Source organism: Variovorax sp. GW821-FHT09D05, from assembly GCF_059416325.1.
Genome location: NZ_JBWKOZ010000008.1, coordinates 342921 through 357684, shown reverse-complemented (window position 1 = coordinate 357684; position 14764 = coordinate 342921). Strand labels below are relative to the sequence as shown.

Here is a 14764-nt window from a genome sequence, read left to right as displayed (position 1 = left end):
AAGGGCGGCGGTTTGCGCCCCGTCCGGCCCTGGCAAAGCACCCCCGCAGACGCCTGCTTCTTTCAGGCTCCGAGCGCTTCGTTCATCCCGTACGCCCGCATCTGCGCCTCGAACCGCGCCACGTCGTGGCTCAGCACCACGAGGTCGTGCGTCACGCCCTGCCAGTCCTTCACGTGCTTGCTCAGCAGCGCCTCGGGGCGGAAGCCCAGGGCCTGGAAGACAGCGATGGCGCTGCGCTGGTCGACGGTCATGCGGGCGACGAGTTTTTCCGCTCCGCGCTCGATGGCCAGCGAGCAGGCCTCGCGCGCGAGCCGCTGGCCCAGGCCGCTGCCGCGCTGCTCGGGCGCGGCCAGCACGCGCAGTTCGGCGACGTGACTGGACCACGAGTGCGGATCGCGGATCACCGCCGCGCAGCCAAGTACCGCGGCTTCGCGCACCGCGAGCACGCTGTCGATGTCGCCGCGCTCGATGGCACGCACCCAGGCGTTCATCACCTTGGGCTGGGTGATGTCGCGCGGCAAAAAGAGCAGGTCGTGCGCGGGCAGTGCCTGCGCGAAGGCCAGCACGGCCGCAGCGTCGTCCGCGGTCATCAGGCGCAGGACAATGTTGCCTTCGCTGCTCGTCACGGTGCGCGGATAGGTCCGCGAAAAGGAATCGGAAACGGCGGTGATGGTCATGTCGATCGCACTCCAAGCCATTCGTCGAGTTTGGGCCACAGCCTGCGCACTGCGTTGGGGCCGGCGGCAAGGCTGACGTGGCCGCCCTTGAGCACCACTTCTTCCTTGTCGGCCGAGCCGATGCCGGCAATCAGCGGCTGCCCCGCTTCATACGGAACGATGTGGTCATGCTGCGCGAGCGCGTGCAGCACCGGCACCTTGATGTTCTTCAGCAGCACCTTGCGCCCGCCGAGCGTCAGTTCGCCCTTGTGCAGCTTGTTGCCCCACATGAGTTCCTTAACGGTCTGGCGGAAATACTCGCCGGCCAGCGGAAGCATCTCGGTGCCCCAGCGATCGAACATGCGGTACGACTTGACGAACTCGTCGTTGTCCATGTTGTCCCACAGCTGCACCACGCCTGCGCTGCGGCCCGCCGGGCGCAGCATGTCGAAGGAGGCGAACAGCATCTCGGGCGGCACGTTGCCCACGGTGTCGACCAGCCGGTCGACGTCGAAGTAGCGCTTGTCCGACCACGCATGGAACATCTTCATGTGGCTGAAGTCGATCGGCGTGGTGAAGAGCGCAAGGTTCTTCATTGGCCCGCCGGGGTGCAGCGCCGCATAGAGCGTGGAGAGCACGCCGCCCATGCAGTAACCGATGAGTGTGACGTCTTCCTCGCCCGAGCGTTCCTGCACGCGCCGCAGCGAATCGGGGATGAAGTCGAGCACGTAGTCTTCGATGCGCAGGCGCTTCTCGTCGGGGCGCGGCGCGTTCCAGTCCATCATGTAGACGTCGTAGCCCTGCAGCAGCAGGTGCTCGACCATGCTCTGGCCCGGAGCAAGGTCGAGGATGTAGCCGCGGTTGGTGGTTGCCATGACGATCAGCACCGGCACGCGGTAGATCTCGTCGACCATCGGGCGGTAGTGGTACAGGCTCAGCGTGCCGCGCCGGTGGATCTCGTCCTTCGGCGTCTGGCCGACGGTGGGCGTGGCCGAGGTGAGGAAATCCAGGCCCTTGATGTTGCGCTGGATCGCGCGCTCGATCTCTGCGCCGATGTCGGGCAGGGCGAAGGCATCGAGGGCGGTGGTCATGCCGGGCGCTTTCCTGCTGGCTTGCGCGTGCTGCGGGCCGGCTTCGCCGTTGCGGCCGGCGGCGGGCTCGGCGGCTGGCGCGTGCGGCGCGGCTTCGGTGCAGCAGCTTGCGCAATCGGCGCGGGGCCGGAGCCGCCTTCCACCGCACGGGCGATGCGCGCAAGGTGGTCGTCGATGCGCTGCAGTTGCTCGCCCAGCACCTGGAGGTCGGCGCGCGTGGGCAGGTTCAGCAGCGTCAGGTAGCGCGCCATCAGATCGCCCAGCGCCTTCTGCGCGGTGAGCGAGGCGTTCATGCCGCCGTGCATGCCCTGGCGGAAAGGGTCGGAGGCCATGGCTTCGTTGGCGAACTCGTTGGTGCTCTTTTCCCACTGGGCGGTGAGCTCGCGCCACATCGCCATCGGGTCGAGCGGGGAGAACTGGTTCATGGCAGGTGCTCCCTTGTCTGTCGTTCTTGTGTCAGGTGTTCGGGTGCCGCGCCGTGTGCGCGGCAATGGCGTCGACGATCTGCGGCCACATCGGAATGGGCAGCGCGTGGCCCATGCGCGGAATGCGCAGCAGCTGCGCGCCCGGGATGGCATCGGCCACGTCGACTCCGCAGGCCACCGGCACCAGCGGATCGGCGTCGCCGTGGATCACCAGCGTTGGCACGCGCGCGTCGCGCAGCGCGGGCTTGCGGTTGCCCGAGGCCAGGATGGCCGCGAGCTGCCGTGCCACGCCGGCCGGGTTGAGGCCGCGCAGGAACACGAGCTGGGCCTTTTCGGCGTCGCGCGCCTCATCGAGCGGAAAGTCAGACGGGCCGCGCAGCACGCGCCACACCCTGGCGTAGTGCGGCAGGTAGGCCTCGAAGGTCGTCGGCGAAGGCGTGAACAGCACGGCCATCGCCTCGGGCGTGGGCGGCGGCAGGCCCGGAGCGCCGGTGGTCGACATGATGCTGGTGAACGACAGCATGCGGTGCGGGTGGTGGATGCACAGCTCCTGCCCGATGGCGCCGCCCATCGAGGCGCCCACGATGTGGGCACGCGCGATGCCCAGCGCGTCGAGCAGCCCGACGCAGTCGGCGGCCATGTCGCGCAGGTTGTAGGGCGTTCGCAGCGGCTGGCCCGCCATCGCCTGCGCCATCAGTGCCTGGATGTCGGGCACGCCGAGGTGCGAGAGATGCGTCGAATGGCCGATGTCGCGGTTGTCGAAGCGGATCACGCGGTGCCCGCCGGCTTCGGCGAGCCGGGCGCAGAACGCGTCGTCCCACGCCACCATCTGCGCGCCGAGGCCCATGACCAGCAGCAGCGGCGGTGCACCGGCGTCGCCGAAGCTGTCCCAGGCGAGCTCGATGCCGTTGGCGCGCGTGCGCTGCTCGACGCGGGGCGGGACTGCGGTCATGGCTGCGGCCCGGCTTACTTGCGCTGCAGCAGCTTCGTCACTTCGTCCACGTTGGCCTGGATGCGCTGGCGCACCACGTCGAAGGCGTCGGCCTGCGACTTGGCGGCGAGGTTGGCCAGCTCCTTGATGTCGTCGATGGCGCGCTGGAAAGACTGGCGGCCGAGTTCGTCGAGCTTGGCCAGGTTTTCCTTCGGGTCCTTGCCCGGCATTGCCTTGGCGGCGGTCTGCCATTCGGCAATCGCGCTCTTGATCATCTCGGTCTGCCGCTGCACGACGGTCTGCAGGCCCTGGTAGGACTTCTCGTTGGCCTGCATCAGCGCCGCCAGGTCCTTGCGGCCGCTCTCCAGCAGCTTGCCGGCACCGCCGGTCAGGTTGAGGTTCTGCAGCTTGTCGGCCATGCCCTTCAGCGGATTGAGCATGTCCGCGGCGGTCGGCATCGCCGTCTTCGCGCTGGCGGTGCTGCTGCTGGCGGTGGTCTTCTTGGCGGCGGCTTTCTTGGCAGTGGCCATGGTGCGGAATCTCCTGTGACGGTGAACGGTTGGATGGCAGGGACCAGCCTGGCGGCAAAAGTCCCTCGCCACGATACGCCGCACAGATGCACCGGAGGTTGCCGCAGCGACAAAAATGCCTGCGGGATTTCCCTTGGGTGCCGGGCTTCTTCTTACATCGGCGGCGCGAAGCCGTTGCGGCCGGCCGTGACGCGCAATGCCGTGGGCGTGCCGTTCTTCTCCTGCGCATTGACCAGCACGTGGGCGCCGGGCACCAGCAGCGCGTCGGTGCCGGGGCGGAAGGTGACCACGGGCACATCGGGCGGCACGATGACGGTCTTCTCGCCACCCTTGTAGGTCAGCCGCAGCTGCTGGCCGCCGCGCACCGACTTCGGCGCCGCGGCCAGGTCGGCGACCGTGGCGTTGGTCATGGTGCTCTGGGGCAGCAGGTCCCATGGGCGGTGGCCTTCGCCCGTTCCGCGCGCAGCCTCGGGGAACACCACCACTTCGAGCGCCTTCTGCGTACCGTCGGCCTGCGGCATGGCGGCGGTGCCGATGAAGCTGCCGCGCTTGATGTCGGACAGCTTGATGCGGTAGACCTCGGACACGGCCATCTCGGCCGGGCGTGCGAGCGAGACGACCTCGCCGCCGCGGTCCTGCACGACGAGGGTGTTGGCATCGACGCGCACGATGGTGCCGCGGATGCGTACGGTGTCGGGGCTCTGCGCCGATGCGGTGACCGGCAGCACGGCGGCGGTCAGGCAAAGGGCGGTGGCGGTGGTGGCGAGCAGGGCTTTGGACGCGCTGGACAGGGAAATCGGCATGGTGGCTTTCGGGGGCGATGGGAGTCCGGCCAATGTACGTCGCGGCGGCGAATCGTGCAGACCGCCGACTTAGGCCTGAATGAGTAAGAAAAAAGGCCGCACTCCGCGCGATGCGGTGTGCGGCCTTTTTACGAAGAGCCTGGAGCGTCAGTCGATCAGGCCGATTTCAAGCGCGCCGGCCGTGGCCGGGTTGCGCGAGCCGACCATCGCGAAGAGCTTGCTGCTCTGGCTTGCGAAGTGGAACGCGGTGCCGCCGAACGTTGCCGCGCGCATGTTGAGCGGGCCGATCGTGCCCATCGAACCCAGCGTCGCACTGAGCGTGGCCGTGGTGCCGTCGGGTAGCACCTGCGCGCGGGCGTAGTTGACGGCGTCGATGGACGTTCCGCCCCAGCTGCCGTTGGTAGCGCCACCGCGTGCGGCGATGGTGGGCCATGTCGCGCGCTCCGGCAGGCCGATGCGGAACTGCGAGATCGTGGGCGTCGAGGAGCTGACGCCGGCCCCGAGGTAGACGTTCTCGCCACCGATGCGTGCGATCCCGAAGTTGCCGTTGTCGGAGGGATTGGTCACGCTCACGATGTGCCAGGTGTCGACGGTCGGGCCGGCCGACACGGTGTAGGTCCGCAGGGAGGCTGCAGGGCAGTTGTCGATGCGGTAGATCCCGTTGTCGTTGCACAGGTAGAGCGTGGCGCCTCCGTTGGCGATCTGGACCTGCGTGATCGACGAATCGCCGGTGGTGGCCGTCAGGTTGATGCCCAGACGGTTGTAGACGCCGTCGAGAGCTGCCTGCGTCTTCACCAGCGCACGCGATGCGACGAACGGCCGCACGCCATAGCTCACCGGCGTGACCTGCGCGACAGCGAACGGGAACGATCCGACCACCGTGTCCGTCGCAAGGCGGAAGCGCGCCGTGTTCACCGGGCTTGTGATGCGGCTGCTGTCGAAGACGAAGCTGCCGGCTTCTGCCGTGTCTTCGGCGAAGCTGCCGGAGGCGACGGTGCCGGCCTCGTCGGTCATCTCGTAGCGCTTGCTGTCGAGGTTAAGCGCCAGCGTCTGCCGCGTGCCGTTGGTGGCGTAGACCTTGTAGCGGCCGTTGCGTGCGTCGGGCGCGGTGCCGGTGTCGATCAGGTTGATCTGGATGTAGCCCTGCGTGTTGGGGTTGCGCGAACCGACGACCACCGAGAGCAGGCCGTTCTGCATCGCGAAGTAGCTGCTCGCGCCGCCGCTGTTGACGGTGCGGATGCCTTCGGGCGGCAGCGGAAAGGTGCCGCCTATCGGCATCGTCAGGGTGCCGTAGGTGCCGTCCGTGCTGGTGGCTGTGCGCACCGAGTTGGCGGTGTCGATCAGGTTGCTGCCCCAACTGCCCGTGGTCGATGCGCCGATGCCGCGGGTGGTGGGCCAGTTCGAAGAGTCGGGCAGACCGATCCTCAAGAGCTGGGTGGCCGGCGCAGTCGAGCTGGTGCCCGCCGCCAGATAGACGTTCTGGCCGCCGATGCGCGCCATCCGGAACCTCACTGTGTCAGCGGCATCGGCAATGTTGGTCGCAACCCACGCGCTGTCGATGTCTGCGGCGATTGTGTAGGTTCGCTTCGACGTGGCGGGACACAAGGCGATTCGGTAGACCACGTTGTCGAGACAGATCTCGAGCGTCGTGCCGGTGCCGGAGACGCGCATGGACAGGATTTGCGAGTCCGAAGCGCCGGCGCCGTTGCGTGTTATGCCGAGGCGGTTGTAGTCGCTGTCGAGCAATGCGGCGTCAGCCACGAAGTCGCGCGCGGCTATGAAGGGCTGCGCGGCATACGCAGCGGGGCTCGAGTACGCGGTCTGGAACGGGAAGGCACCGACGATGGCGTCCGTCGTCACCCGGAAGCGCGAGGTGTTGGCCGCAGTCGTGATCCGACTGCTGGCAAAGACGTAGGTCCCCGGCTCGGTGAAGTCTTCGCTGAAAGTGCCGGACTCGGCCAGGCCGAGGTTGTCCGTCATCGTGTAGCTGCCGGCGTCGAAATCGACCGCCAGTTGCTGTTGCGTGCCATTGGCCGCGTAGACGCGATAGCTGCCGTTGCGCGCGTCCGCGCCCAGGGTCTTGCCGGCCGCGACCTCTGGCTTGCCGCTGCCGCCCGACGACAGCGAAAGGCCACCGGAGCCGCCGCCTCCTCCCCCGCAAGCCGCAAGCAAGGCGACCATGCACCAACTCGCAAGATTCCTCGTCATCCTCATTTTTGTGCCCTTTTGTTTTCAGATAGGCTCGACAACAGGCCGGTTGGCTGCTGAACCAAACCTGAGGAAATCGTAACCAGAGGTCAATGTCACTCCGAGGGTGACAAATGTCAGCCAAGCCCCGAGCATTGGCGCAGGCTCTTGCCCCGTCTACAATCCGCCGTTCCGAGGAGCGTTGCAGCGCCGTCAGGCGTGAGGCTCGGACCACACATCGCAACCACGCTCACCCGCTGTTCTTGCGGTGAGTCCGTTCCCCGTACGCAGCGGCATCTTTCAAACCAGTTTTGTTGGAGTTCCCATGAGCGCTGTTCTCAAGCCCACCCCCGTTTCGACCGCCGACCAGGCGATCGCCGACCTGTCCCTCGCCGCCTGGGGCCGCAAGGAAATCAAGATCGCGGAAACCGAGATGCCCGGCCTGATGGCCATCCGCGAAGAGTTCTCGAAGGCGCAGCCGCTGAAGGGCGCGCGCATCACGGGCTCGCTGCACATGACCATTCAAACGGCCGTGCTGATCGAGACGCTGCAGGCGCTAGGCGCGACCGTGCGCTGGGCCTCGTGCAACATCTTCTCGACGCAGGACCACGCCGCCGCCGCCATCGCCGCGGCAGGTACGCCGGTGTTCGCCATCAAGGGCGAGTCGCTGAAGGATTACTGGGACTACACCCACGCCATCTTCGACTTCGGTCCCAAGGACTCGAAGGGCGAAGGCCCGAACATGATCCTGGACGACGGCGGCGACGCCACGCTGCTGATGCACCTGGGCCAGCGCGCCGAGAAGGACCTGGGCGTGCTCGCCAACCCGGGCAGCGAGGAAGAGCGCATTCTTTTCGCTGCCATCAAGGCCAAGCTGGCCGTCGATTCGACCTGGTACACCCGCAAGTCGGCCGAGATCATCGGCGTGACCGAGGAAACCACCACCGGCGTGCACCGCCTGAACGAGATGAGCGCCAAGGGCACGCTGCTGTTCCGCGCCATCAACGTGAACGACTCGGTCACCAAGAGCAAGTTCGACAACCTGTACGGCTGCCGCGAGTCGCTGGTGGACGGCATCAAGCGCGCCACCGACGTGATGATCGCCGGCAAGGTGGCCTGCGTGGCCGGCTACGGCGACGTGGGCAAGGGCTCGGCACAGGCACTGCGCGCACTGTCGGCGCAAGTGTGGGTCACCGAGATCGACCCGATCAACGCCCTGCAGGCCGCGATGGAAGGCTACAAGGTCGTGACGATGGAATACGCCGCCGACAAGGCCGACATCTTCGTGACCACCACCGGCAACAAGGACGTCATCACGCACGACACGATGGCCAAGATGAAGGACCAGGCCATCGTCTGCAACATCGGCCACTTCGACAACGAGATCGACGTCGCGTCGATCGAGAAGTACGAGTGGGAAGAAATCAAGCCGCAGGTCGACCACATCAAGTTCCCGGACGGCAAGAAGATCATCCTGTTGGCCAAGGGCCGCCTCGTGAACCTGGGCTGCGGCACGGGCCACCCGAGCTTCGTGATGTCGTCGTCGTTCGCGAACCAGACCATCGCCCAGATCGAGCTGTTCACCAAGCCCGACGCCTACCAGGCCGGCAAGGTCTACGTGCTGCCCAAGCACCTCGACGAGAAGGTCGCGCGCCTGCACCTGAAGAAGGTCGGCGCCATGCTCACCGAGCTGACCGACGCGCAGGCCGCCTACATCGGCGTGAGCAAGAACGGCCCGTACAAGCCGGACACGTACCGCTACTGATCGACAACGGATGCGCGCTGATCAACTGTTGGTGGAGCGCGGCCTGGCCGCGTCGCGTTCGCAAGCGGTGCGGCTCATTGCCGGCGGCCTGCGCTGGCGCGACGCGGGCACGAGCGACGCGTGGCGCTCGGTCGTCAAGAACAAGGACGACGTGCCCGAGTCGGCCGAGCTCGAGCTCGCCGATGCTGCCGAGGCACGCTATGTGTCGCGCGGCGGGCTCAAGCTCGAAGGCGCGTTGGCCGAGAGCGGCGTCGATCCCTCCGGCAAGCTGTGCCTCGACGTGGGCCAGTCGACCGGCGGGTTTACCGATTGCCTGCTGCAGCGCGGTGCCGCGAAGGTGGTTGGCGTCGATGTCGGCCACGGGCAGCTGCATGCACGGCTGCGCGAGGACGAGCGCGTGGTTGCCATCGAAGGCGTCAATGCGCGTGCGTTGTCGCCCGATGACCTGGAAGAAGAAGGCGAGTCGCGTTTCGACCTGATCGTTGGCGACCTCTCGTTCATTTCGCTCACGCTGGTGCTGCCTGCGGTGGTCGAATTCCTGGCCGACTACGGGCGTCTGCTGATGCTGGTCAAGCCGCAGTTCGAACTGCAGCCCGGCCAGGTCGGCAAGGGCGGCATCGTGCGCGACGAGTCGATGTATGCGGTGGTCGAGAAGCGCCTGCACGATGCCTGCGAGGCGCTCGGCCTGCGGGTGCTGCAGTGGTTCGACAGCCCGATCGCCGGAGGCGACGGCAACCGCGAGTTTTTCATTCACGCCGTTCGTGCCGTCCAGGACGCGAACGACGGTTCCTAAGGAGACGCAGGTGCGCCTTCCGCTGAGTTTCGAATTCTTCCCGACCAAGACGCCCGAAGGCGCGGTCAAGCTGCGCGCCGTGCGCCAGCAGCTGTATGTGCGCAAGCCGCAGTTCTGCTCGGTCACGTACGGCGCGGGCGGCTCCACGCACCAGGGCACTTTCGGTGCGGTGCAGGAGATCCTGTCCGAAGGCGTGGACGCCGCGAGCCACTTCTCGTGCATTGGCGCCACGCGCGCCACGGTGCGCGAGCAGCTCGCCGAGCTGAAGGCCATGGGCGTCAAGCGCCTCGTGGCACTTCGCGGCGACCTGCCGAGCGGCTACGGCATCGGCGGCGAATTCCTGTATGCGAGCGACCTCGTCGCCTTCATCCGCGAAGAGACCGGCCGCGACTTTCACATCGAGGTGGCCTGCTACCCCGAGATCCATCCGCAGGCCCGTTCGCCCGAGGCTGATCTGCAGGCCTTTGCCGCCAAGGTGAAGGCGGGCGCCGATTCGGCGATCACGCAATACTTCTTCAGCCCCGAGGCCTACTTCCGCTTCGTCGACGACGCGCGCAAGCTGGGGCTCGACACGCCGATCGTGCCGGGCATCATGCCGATCACGAGTTCGACGCAGCTCATGCGCTTCTCGGACGCCTGCGGCGCCGAGATTCCGCGCTGGATCCGCCTGCGTCTGCAAAGCTTCGGCGACGACACGGCATCGATCAAGGCCTTCGGCCTCGACGTGGTGACCGACCTGTGCGCGCGCCTGCGCGACGGTGGCGCCCCGGCGCTGCACTTCTACACAATGAACCAGTCGGCGGCCACGCTGGCTGTACTGGAGCGCCTCGATTGAGAGGGCGCGCGGGGCTTCGTGCAGTCCTGGTAGCTGCGACCTGCGTTCTCGCCGGTTGCGCCATGCCGACGGCCACGGACGCCGAAGGCGGAACGGGGAAGCTGCTGCCCTTGCCCCGCGCCATCGCGGTGCCGCCGGGCGCGGCGCCGCGTTCGAGCGTGCCGTCGGTGCGCTATGACCTGGCGGTGTCTGGAATGGGCGAACAGACGCCGGACGACGGCGTGCCCGGCGACGACGGGCCGCGCGAAATCTTCGAGCGCGGCGGCGCCTCCTGGTACGGCATCCAGTTTCACCAGCGCAAGACCGCCAGCGGCGAGCGCTTCGACATGACCGCCCTGACGGCGGCCCACAAGACCCTGCCTTTCAACACGCGCGTGTGCGTGCGCAGCCTCGTCAACGGCAGCGAGGTGCTGGTGCGCATCAACGACCGCGGGCCCTATGCAGCGGGCCGCGTGATCGACCTGAGCCGCGCGGCGGCCGACCGCATCGGCCTGACGGGCCTGGGCATCAAGCAGGTGGCGCTGTCGATCGTCGACCGTGAAGGGATGCGCTGCGGTGGTTTGCCGGTGGAGGCAGGCGATGCGTCGGCGCCAGTGGCGGCTGCGGCCGTGCAGCAGCGAGCCAAGTCGCCGGTGCCCGCGCGGCGCAAGGTGATCGTGCCGCCTCGTCGCCGTAAATAAGAAACGAAAAGGCGGAGGCTCAGCCGCCCGAATCGAGCGAGAAGGCGGCGTGCCGGTCTTGCGCCAGGCGCTCCACCAGCTGCGGCAGCGCAGCCGCCAGCAGCGGCTTCAGCGTGTACGGCGGATTGATCAGGAACATGCCGCTGGCCGGCAGCCCCGGCCGGTGCGTTTCGCCCGACGCATCCGTCGTGATCTTGCTGGACTTGACCGTCAGCGTGGCGTGCAGCCACGACTTGCCGGCCTTGGTCGCCATCGTCTTGAGCCGGCGCGGCAGGTCGTGCGCCTCGGGGCGCGGAATGATCGGATACCAGATCGCGTAGGTGCCGGTGGCAAAGCGCTTGAGCGCCTCGGCCGCGAAATCGAGCACCCGGCCGTAGTCGGTCTTCATCTCGTAGCTGGGGTCCATAAGCACCAGCGCGCGGCGCGACGGCGGCGGCAGGAACTTGGTGGCGCTGCCGAAGCCGTCTTCGCGCAGCACCGCGATCTGGCGGCCGGCCTCGAGCTGGGCGATGTTGGCGTCCAGCGTGCGGGCGTCGGTCGGGTGCAGCTCGAACAGCTTGAGCTTGTCGTGGTCGCGTAGCAGGTGCTGCACGATGAATGGCGAGCCAGGGTAGACGCGCGCGCCGCCCTTGGGGTTGAAGTCGTGGATCACGCTGAGGTAGCGCGCGATCGCGTCGGCCAAGGGGGCTTCGGCTTCGGGTGCTACCTTTTTGGTAGCGGACTTCGCCGCGGGGGCGGGCGTGGTGGGCTCTTTTTTGTCCGAAAGAAGGCGCAGGATGCCGTCAGCCGCTTCGCCGCTGGTGCCGGCATAGTCGCCGTCGAGCCGGTACAGACCGGCGCCGGCGTGAGTGTCGACGACCGTCAGGGCTGCCTCTTTTTCAAGCAGATGGTCGAGCGTGGCAATCAGCACCGTGTGCTTGAGCACGTCGGCGTGGTTGCCGGCATGGAAGGCGTGGCGGTAACTGAACATAGGGGGAGGATGGTAACGGTGTTGGGCCGCACATATGCGAATTTGCCAGCACAGGGCCATTCTTTATATAATCGCGGGCTTCGCAGCGTTTTTGTGGCCCCGCGGCGAAGACTACCTTCCCACCTAAGAGATTCCCGTCAGAGGAACGCCGACCGTGGAAAAGGGCCCGACAAACCCTCTTTTCAAGAGAAAAACTCATGACCAAAACGTTCAGCGCCAAGCCCGCTGACGTGACGCACGAGTGGTTTGTGATTGACGCGACCGACAAGGTCCTCGGACGAGTAGCCAGCGAAGTTGCTCTCCGTTTGCGCGGCAAACACAAGGCCATTTACACGCCTCACGTCGATACCGGTGACTTCATCGTCATCATCAACGCCGCGCAACTGCGCGTCACCGGCGCCAAGTCGATCGACAAGGTGTACTACCGTCACTCGGGCTACCCGGGCGGTATCACGGCGACGAACTTCCGCGACATGCAGAACAAGCACCCGGGCCGCGCCCTGGAAAAGGCTGTCAAGGGCATGCTGCCCAAGGGCCCGCTCGGTTACGCGATGATCAAGAAACTCAAGGTGTACGGTGGTGCTGAGCACCCGCATACCGCCCAACAGCCCAAAGTGCTGGAACTGTAAGGAGCCTTGAGAATGATTGGTGAATGGAACAATGGCACCGGCCGTCGCAAATCGAGCGTCGCCCGCGTGTTTCTGAAAAAAGGCACCGGCAAGATCACGGTCAACGGCAAGGACATCCAAGAGTTCTTCGGCCGCGAAACCTCGATCATGATTGCCAAGCAGCCCCTCGCGCTGACCAACAACCTCGAAGCTTTCGACGTGATGGTGAACGTGAACGGCGGCGGCGAATCGGGTCAAGCCGGCGCCACGCGCCACGGCATCACCCGTGCGCTGATCGACTACGACGCGTCGCTCAAGCCCGTCCTGAGCCAAGCCGGCTTCGTGACGCGCGATGCACGTGAAGTCGAACGTAAGAAGGTCGGTCTGCACTCCGCCCGTCGTCGCAAGCAGTTCAGCAAGCGCTGATCCACTGTTCGCTGCGAACAAAAAGCCGCCTTCGGGCGGCTTTTTCATTGGAAGCCCTCTTGGCGCCAGGGCCTCCAACCCCACTTGCATTGGGGTGCACGCCACACCCAGCCTGCCGAGAATGCGGCATTGCAGTAGCATTCGTTCCATTGGCCGCATGTCCGGCCCCCTAGGAGTTATCACCCCATGAGCGCCGTTGCCGAAAACATCCAGACCCAGATGCCCGAGCCGATCGTCTTCACAGACAGCGCGGCTGCCAAGGTGGCCGACCTGATCGCCGAGGAAGGCAATCCCGACCTGAAGCTGCGCGTGTTCGTGCAGGGTGGCGGCTGCTCCGGCTTCCAGTACGGTTTCACCTTCGATGAAATCACCAACGAAGACGACACCACCATGACCAAGAACGGCGTGTCGCTGCTGATCGATGCCATGAGCTACCAGTACCTGGTCGGCGCCGAGATCGACTACAAGGAAGACCTGCAAGGCGCCCAGTTCGTGATCAAGAACCCGAATGCCACCAGCACCTGCGGCTGCGGATCGAGCTTCTCGGCCTGATGCCTGAATGCTGCTGACCCAGCTTCCCCAATAAGCCGCCTCCGGGCGGCTTTTTCGTTCCTGCTTCTCTTTTCCCTGCCTATGAACTCCGAGGCTGACGCTGCCGTCAATCCCGTTCGCAAGAGCCTGCTGTGGCTCGTCGCCGTCGGCTTCTTTATGCAGACGCTCGACGCCACCATCATCAACACCGCACTGCCGGCGATGGCCGCGAGCCTCGGCGAGAGCCCGCTGCGCATGCAGTCGGTGGTGGTGGCATATGCGCTCACCATGGCGATGCTGATCCCCGCTTCGGGCTGGATTGCCGACCGCTTCGGCACGCGGCGCATCTTTTTCTCGGCCATCGTGCTGTTCGCCGCCGGATCGGTGCTGTGCGCGCTCTCGCACGGACTGGGCCAGTTGGTGGCCGCCCGGGTGGTCCAGGGCCTGGGCGGCGCGTTGCTGCTGCCCGTGGGGCGCCTGGCGCTGCTGCGCACGGTGCCGCGTGGGGAATTCCTGCAGGCGATGAGCTTTGTCGCCATTCCGGGCCTCATAGGGCCCTTGCTGGGCCCTACGTTGGGCGGCTGGCTGGTGCAGTACGCCTCGTGGCACTGGATCTTCCTGATCAACGTGCCCGTGGGGCTGCTGGGCTGCATCGCCACGCTCAAGTACATGCCCGACCTGCGCGGCGTGGTGCAGAAGCGTTTCGACAGCGTGGGCTACGCGATGCTGGCCTTCGGCATGGTGGCGATTTCGCTCTCGCTCGACGGCGTGGGCCTGCGCCAGGGCGGCGTGATGGTCGTGCTGATCTTCGGCTTTGCGAGCATCGTCGCCTACTGGCTGCGCGCTTCGCGTACGCCCGAGCCTCTGTTTGCGCCTTCGCTGTTTCATGTGCCGACGCTCAGCATCGGCCTGATCGGCAACCTGTTCTCGCGGCTGGGCAGCAGCTGCATGCCTTTCCTGGTGCCGCTGCTGCTTCAGGTGTCGATGGGCTATTCACCGGTGCGCGCCGGGCTGATGATGCTGCCGATCGCGTTGGCCGGCATGGCCATGAAGCGCTTCGCCACGCCGCTGATCACGCGCCACGGCTACCGCAAGGTGCTGGTGATCAACACCATCCTCGTGGGCTGCACGATGGCCAGCTTCGGGCTGACGGCACCGGGCCAGCCGATGGTGCTGCATGTGCTGCAGCTGCTGGCTTTCGGCGCGGTCAACTCGCTGCAGTTCACCGCGATGAACACCATCACGCTGAAGGACCTGGACGGCAGCATGGCGAGCAGTGGCAACAGCCTGCTGTCGATGGTGCAGATGCTGGCTATGAGCCTGGGCGTGGCCGCCGCGGGCGCCGTGCTGGCGGGTTACAACGGCATCTTCGGCACCGAAACGCCCGCGCACACGCTGGATGCCTTTCAGGCCACCTTTGCAAGTATGGGGCTGATCACGGTGGCTTCAGCGATGATCTTCTGGCATCTTCCCTCGGAAGTGCGAGCGCCGCACCCCGCCCAGCCGGAGGTTTCCGGCCAGGGCTGAGGGCGA

At 66.4% G+C, this 14764-nt stretch carries 16 protein-coding genes and 1 riboswitch; of the genes, 8 read left to right on the top strand and 8 right to left on the bottom strand.

Features of this window, described 5'->3' with window-relative positions:
* Nucleotides 1-62: 62 nt before the first annotated feature.
* The 7 genes from AC07O3_RS23230 to AC07O3_RS23200 form a co-directional block, all read right to left on the bottom strand.
* Nucleotides 63-677: a GNAT family N-acetyltransferase gene (locus AC07O3_RS23230; protein WP_093056710.1), complete on the bottom strand. Its 615-nt coding sequence runs from the start codon at nt 675-677 to the stop codon at nt 63-65.
* Nucleotides 674-1747, bottom strand: a complete 1074-nt coding sequence (locus AC07O3_RS23225; RefSeq protein ID WP_426390514.1) for an alpha/beta fold hydrolase — start codon at nt 1745-1747, stop codon at nt 674-676. Before AC07O3_RS23225 ends, AC07O3_RS23230 begins: the two co-directional genes overlap by 4 nt.
* Nucleotides 1744-2172, bottom strand: a complete 429-nt coding sequence (locus AC07O3_RS23220; protein WP_495340434.1) for a hypothetical protein — start codon at nt 2170-2172, stop codon at nt 1744-1746. The genes AC07O3_RS23225 and AC07O3_RS23220 overlap by 4 nt, the downstream gene beginning before the upstream one ends.
* 31 nt (nt 2173-2203) lie before the next feature.
* Nucleotides 2204-3124: an alpha/beta fold hydrolase gene (locus tag AC07O3_RS23215; RefSeq protein WP_495340433.1), complete on the bottom strand. Its 921-nt coding sequence runs from the start codon at nt 3122-3124 to the stop codon at nt 2204-2206.
* Between the two features lie 14 nt (nt 3125-3138).
* The gene (gene phaP / locus AC07O3_RS23210; RefSeq protein ID WP_093056706.1) at nt 3139-3633 is read right to left on the bottom strand and encodes a TIGR01841 family phasin; all 495 of its coding nucleotides are present in this window, start codon (nt 3631-3633) and stop codon (nt 3139-3141) included.
* Nucleotides 3634-3785: 152 nt separating this feature from the next.
* Nucleotides 3786-4436, bottom strand: coding sequence for a hypothetical protein (locus tag AC07O3_RS23205; RefSeq protein ID WP_093177320.1), 651 nt, complete (start codon nt 4434-4436; stop codon nt 3786-3788).
* Between the two features lie 147 nt (nt 4437-4583).
* Complete coding sequence (locus tag AC07O3_RS23200) at nt 4584-6617, bottom strand: hypothetical protein (protein ID WP_495340432.1); 2034 nt, start codon at nt 6615-6617, stop codon at nt 4584-4586.
* 194 nt (nt 6618-6811) lie between these two features.
* A riboswitch (S-adenosyl-L-homocysteine riboswitch) is annotated at nt 6812-6882 on the top strand.
* 66 nt (nt 6883-6948) lie between these two features.
* Between AC07O3_RS23200 and ahcY the strand changes: the two genes are divergently transcribed.
* From ahcY to AC07O3_RS23180, 4 genes are all read left to right on the top strand, one after another.
* Nucleotides 6949-8388, top strand: coding sequence for an adenosylhomocysteinase (gene ahcY, locus AC07O3_RS23195; protein ID WP_093078405.1), 1440 nt, complete (start codon nt 6949-6951; stop codon nt 8386-8388).
* Nucleotides 8389-8398: 10 nt separating this feature from the next.
* Complete coding sequence (locus AC07O3_RS23190) at nt 8399-9181, top strand: TlyA family RNA methyltransferase (RefSeq protein ID WP_495340431.1); 783 nt, start codon at nt 8399-8401, stop codon at nt 9179-9181.
* 10 nt (nt 9182-9191) lie between these two features.
* The gene (metF, locus tag AC07O3_RS23185; RefSeq protein WP_093056701.1) at nt 9192-10016 is read left to right on the top strand and encodes a methylenetetrahydrofolate reductase [NAD(P)H]; all 825 of its coding nucleotides are present in this window, start codon (nt 9192-9194) and stop codon (nt 10014-10016) included.
* 62 nt (nt 10017-10078) lie between these two features.
* A complete protein-coding gene (locus tag AC07O3_RS23180) occupies nt 10079-10696 on the top strand; it encodes a septal ring lytic transglycosylase RlpA family protein (protein ID WP_495340430.1) in 618 nt (205 codons plus the stop codon).
* Between the two features lie 19 nt (nt 10697-10715).
* Here the strand turns inward: AC07O3_RS23180 and AC07O3_RS23175 are convergent, their stop codons facing one another.
* Complete coding sequence (locus AC07O3_RS23175) at nt 10716-11666, bottom strand: 23S rRNA (adenine(2030)-N(6))-methyltransferase RlmJ (RefSeq protein ID WP_093078409.1); 951 nt, start codon at nt 11664-11666, stop codon at nt 10716-10718.
* Nucleotides 11667-11863: 197 nt separating this feature from the next.
* Here AC07O3_RS23175 and rplM point away from each other — a divergent pair, with 197 nt between their 5' ends.
* The 4 genes from rplM (at nt 11864) to mdtD (ending at nt 14758) form a co-directional block, all read left to right on the top strand.
* Nucleotides 11864-12295 (top strand): 50S ribosomal protein L13, encoded by a 432-nt coding sequence (rplM, locus tag AC07O3_RS23170; RefSeq protein ID WP_007827946.1) that lies wholly within the window; start codon nt 11864-11866, stop codon nt 12293-12295.
* Between the two features lie 12 nt (nt 12296-12307).
* Nucleotides 12308-12700, top strand: a complete 393-nt coding sequence (rpsI, locus tag AC07O3_RS23165; RefSeq protein ID WP_093056698.1) for a 30S ribosomal protein S9 — start codon at nt 12308-12310, stop codon at nt 12698-12700.
* A 186-nt stretch (nt 12701-12886) separates the two neighbouring features.
* A complete protein-coding gene (gene erpA, locus AC07O3_RS23160) occupies nt 12887-13252 on the top strand; it encodes an iron-sulfur cluster insertion protein ErpA (RefSeq protein WP_007827949.1) in 366 nt (121 codons plus the stop codon).
* An 81-nt stretch (nt 13253-13333) separates the two neighbouring features.
* Nucleotides 13334-14758, top strand: coding sequence for a multidrug transporter subunit MdtD (gene mdtD, locus AC07O3_RS23155; RefSeq protein WP_495340429.1), 1425 nt, complete (start codon nt 13334-13336; stop codon nt 14756-14758).
* The last annotated feature ends 6 nt before the right edge of the window (nt 14759-14764 follow it).

Excerpts from the sequence above, each read along its gene's own strand:
- AC07O3_RS23230 (WP_093056710.1), bottom strand. The coding sequence starts at position 677 with ATGACCATCACCGCCGTTTCCGATTCCTTTTCGCGGACCTATCCGCGC.
- AC07O3_RS23225 (WP_426390514.1), bottom strand. The coding sequence starts at position 1,747 with ATGACCACCGCCCTCGATGCCTTCGCCCTGCCCGACATCGGCGCAGAG.
- AC07O3_RS23220 (WP_495340434.1), bottom strand. The coding sequence starts at position 2,172 with ATGAACCAGTTCTCCCCGCTCGACCCGATGGCGATGTGGCGCGAGCTC.
- AC07O3_RS23215 (WP_495340433.1), bottom strand. The coding sequence starts at position 3,124 with ATGACCGCAGTCCCGCCCCGCGTCGAGCAGCGCACGCGCGCCAACGGC.
- phaP (WP_093056706.1), bottom strand. The coding sequence starts at position 3,633 with ATGGCCACTGCCAAGAAAGCCGCCGCCAAGAAGACCACCGCCAGCAGC.
- AC07O3_RS23205 (WP_093177320.1), bottom strand. The coding sequence starts at position 4,436 with ATGCCGATTTCCCTGTCCAGCGCGTCCAAAGCCCTGCTCGCCACCACC.
- AC07O3_RS23200 (WP_495340432.1), bottom strand. The coding sequence starts at position 6,617 with ATGGTCGCCTTGCTTGCGGCTTGCGGGGGAGGAGGCGGCGGCTCCGGT.
- ahcY (WP_093078405.1), top strand. The coding sequence starts at position 6,949 with ATGAGCGCTGTTCTCAAGCCCACCCCCGTTTCGACCGCCGACCAGGCG.
- AC07O3_RS23190 (WP_495340431.1), top strand. The coding sequence starts at position 8,399 with ATGCGCGCTGATCAACTGTTGGTGGAGCGCGGCCTGGCCGCGTCGCGT.
- AC07O3_RS23180 (WP_495340430.1), top strand. The coding sequence starts at position 10,079 with ATGCCGACGGCCACGGACGCCGAAGGCGGAACGGGGAAGCTGCTGCCC.
- AC07O3_RS23175 (WP_093078409.1), bottom strand. The coding sequence starts at position 11,666 with ATGTTCAGTTACCGCCACGCCTTCCATGCCGGCAACCACGCCGACGTG.
- rplM (WP_007827946.1), top strand. The coding sequence starts at position 11,864 with ATGACCAAAACGTTCAGCGCCAAGCCCGCTGACGTGACGCACGAGTGG.
- rpsI (WP_093056698.1), top strand. The coding sequence starts at position 12,308 with ATGATTGGTGAATGGAACAATGGCACCGGCCGTCGCAAATCGAGCGTC.
- erpA (WP_007827949.1), top strand. The coding sequence starts at position 12,887 with ATGAGCGCCGTTGCCGAAAACATCCAGACCCAGATGCCCGAGCCGATC.
- mdtD (WP_495340429.1), top strand. The coding sequence starts at position 13,334 with ATGAACTCCGAGGCTGACGCTGCCGTCAATCCCGTTCGCAAGAGCCTG.